3 protein-coding genes are annotated in these 2,750 nt (G+C 39.5%); all 3 read left to right on the top strand.

Features of this window, described 5'->3' with window-relative positions; translation table 11 throughout:
- Nucleotides 1–183, top strand: a 183-nt coding sequence (locus FVF61_RS14135) for a hypothetical protein (protein WP_158635175.1), incomplete at its 5' end; no start/stop codon positions are given.
- A gap of 910 nt (nt 184–1,093) precedes the next feature.
- On the top strand, nt 1,094–1,750 hold the full coding sequence (locus tag FVF61_RS03075; protein WP_199757258.1) for a DUF6943 family protein: 657 nt from the start codon (nt 1,094–1,096) through the stop codon (nt 1,748–1,750).
- A gap of 177 nt (nt 1,751–1,927) precedes the next feature.
- Nucleotides 1,928–2,569 (top strand): DUF6266 family protein, encoded by a 642-nt coding sequence (locus FVF61_RS03080; protein WP_148453189.1) that lies wholly within the window; start codon nt 1,928–1,930, stop codon nt 2,567–2,569.
- Nucleotides 2,570–2,750: the final 181 nt, after the last annotated feature.

The following is a 2,750-nucleotide window of genomic DNA, read 5'->3' on the forward strand; positions in this document are numbered from 1 at the left end:
CACACTTGTATTGATGTTTTGGAACAAAGTATGGAAGATTTTGATGATTTAATTACTGGTAATTTACCGATTTCAAGTAATGTAATCACCCTATCTAATAATAGGATTGATATAAAAGACCAATCTACAATTATTCACAAGGATATTGTAAACGCATTGAAGAAAGTAAACGAAATCCTTTAACCCACCGCACAGCCATTTGCTTCCAGTAGGTTCTTTTCGTTCGCTCGTACCTCACTTACTACAATCACCCACTTCCTGCAACGCACAGCAAGAGAAGTCCTTCATTCATTTCCGTTGCACTACAATTCATTCAGTCCTGCACTTGCTTTTCCCTACGCACATCCAAACGCAGGTAAAGCGGTGTTCCGCCTTCGGTCGTCAGCAAATAAAATCGCCAAGCCATTACAGCACATTTTTTGGAATACTTCAATTTTTAAAGGTCAAAAAAAGAGCTGCAATGCCCTTCGGGTGCTTCGCTAAAGCTACGCAGCTTGTCACTTTTATTGCGTTCCTCTGTCAGTTGTCACGGTAGTTCCTTTGTCTTTTTTGCCACTTCCTTCCGTTCCTCCAGTCAGTCGCAAAAAATCCAACCACTACCCATAATTTTGCTCGCCTGCGGGTCGCTACGGGCTGCGGCTTAATACTGATTGATTTGCCTCCGCTATCGCTCTGGCTATTAAAGCGGTAAGCCTTGTGTAAGTTCCGTTGCACTCCGCCTTTTTGTGTAAAGAAAAATTACAAAAAGGCTACGTTCCACTTCACACATAGCTACAAACCACCCTTATCAGGGTTACTGTTGGTAGCACCCTTGCTCCACTCGCAGGCGGCTCGCGTTGCTTGTCCAAAGTCCGCAATCCGTTCGTACCTCACTACTTGCAGCCTTCGTCCAGCCGATTAGCTCAAGGCTGTTTTTACCTGCGTTTACGCACAGTTACAACCTCACAAGGAAGTATGATACATATTACCGAACAGTTCAACATTTAATAATTAATCCAGTAATTAATCCTCTATAAAACAGGTTTTAAAAACGATTTCATAAGCCCTTAAATATTATGAAATATTCAAAAAAAAGAGAATAGCAAAGTTAGGCGTGTCCGCTCAAGCCCACCGCACAAACGGATTATCAAGGTCAAGCCCTACGGGTTTTGAAAGAAATCTCCACCCTCTGGGTAGTATTTTTTCCAAAAACCTTGACAACCCTCCCAAACACGCCTTTTCAAGAGCTTTCTCTTTTCTTTTTTTTCCTTTTTTCTTTTCTCTTTTAAAAATGAATGAGCGAAGCGTAGCGAGCAAATATTTAATGGCTCACTATATGAAAACGTTTCGCATCAAAACCCACCGATTAAACCAGAATTATTCTGAACCTCATTTCTTTATACTGAATAAAGGATTGAATAGCGGAAAACCGCTGAATGAACCTTGTCCGAATTGCTTTGTCTGCATCATTAACAATGAAAATGATAAGGATTTTATGTATTGGCTTTGCTTCGGATTATGGAAGTCTAAATCATTCCATTACTACCTAAAAGGCTCTGTAATTCCATTCATCACGATTGGAGATATGAAAAAGCACCTTCGGGATAATGAATGTATTGCAAGCAAACATCCTCAGTTATTTCACCAGTCAATTCACCACTTGAAATTGTTGGAAGAAAATGAGGGAAAACTCAAACTTTCATTAAAAATGATAGATACCGCCAAAAAGGCAATCTTCTATAAGTTGATGAATAAAACAGGTGCAGTTTAAATACTGCATCTGTCATAAAATCAATTTCTTATAAGCAAAAAAGAGCAAAGAAAAGCAACAGAAACCCTGACTGAACTACTGCATACTTATTGAAGTATCTTAGATATTAAAGGGCAAAGCCGAGTCAAGTCCGTGCCAAGTCCGAACATTTGTTTAACCCCAAAAATATTAGAAAAGATGGGAAAAATTAATCAAGGTATTCTCGGTGGTGTCTCAGGACAGGTTGGGAATGTAATCGGTGGAACTTGGAAGGGCATTGATTACCTAAGAATTAAACCTTCCAGTGTAGCGAACCCAAGAACCGAAGGACAAGTTGACCAACGTTCAAAGTTTTCAACCGTGCTTCGCTTCCTGCAACCAATGACAGACTTCTTGCGTGTTGGTTTCAAATTGTATGCTAACAAGATGACTCAGTTTAACGCTGCAATGTCTTACAACTTAAACAATGGAATAACAGGAGCTTACCCTAACTATTCTATTGATTATGCAAATGCATTGGTTACACGCGGAAATCTTACAGGTGCAGTAGATGGAGCAACTTCTTCTCCAAGTGCTGCAACAGTAGATGTAACCTGGACAGATAACTCTGGAAGCGGTAGTGCCTTGGCTACTGATAAAGCATTAATCTTGCTTTTCAATGCAACAAGAGGTGAAAGTGTATTTACAACAGCTGGACCCGCAAGGTCAGCCGGAACAGAAAGTATTTCCGTACCTTCTGAGTACACTGGAGAAGATGTTGAGGTATTCTTAGGTTTTATCTCTGAGGATGGAACTAAAGTCTCTAATAGCGTTTATGTAGGTTCTGTAACAGTTGCTTAATAGCGATTGACGTTTTCTTAGAAAACCGTCCTTTTTTAGGGGCGGTTTTTTTATCTTTACACCTCTCCATTTTCCTATCTTTAGTCCTTAATTAGCTATAATTCAACACTTTTTGTTGCTTATTTGTATCTATCGATAGCTAATTAATTGATAATCAGTAGCACATTACATTTTGTATCGG

This window comes from Xanthomarina maritima, from assembly GCF_008084905.1.
Classification (GTDB): Bacteria; Bacteroidota; Bacteroidia; order Flavobacteriales; family Flavobacteriaceae; genus Xanthomarina; species Xanthomarina maritima.

Coding starts and splice junctions, on each gene's coding strand:
- FVF61_RS03080 (WP_148453189.1), top strand. CDS start 1,928: ATGGGAAAAATTAATCAAGGTATTCTCGGTGGTGTCTCAGGACAGGTT.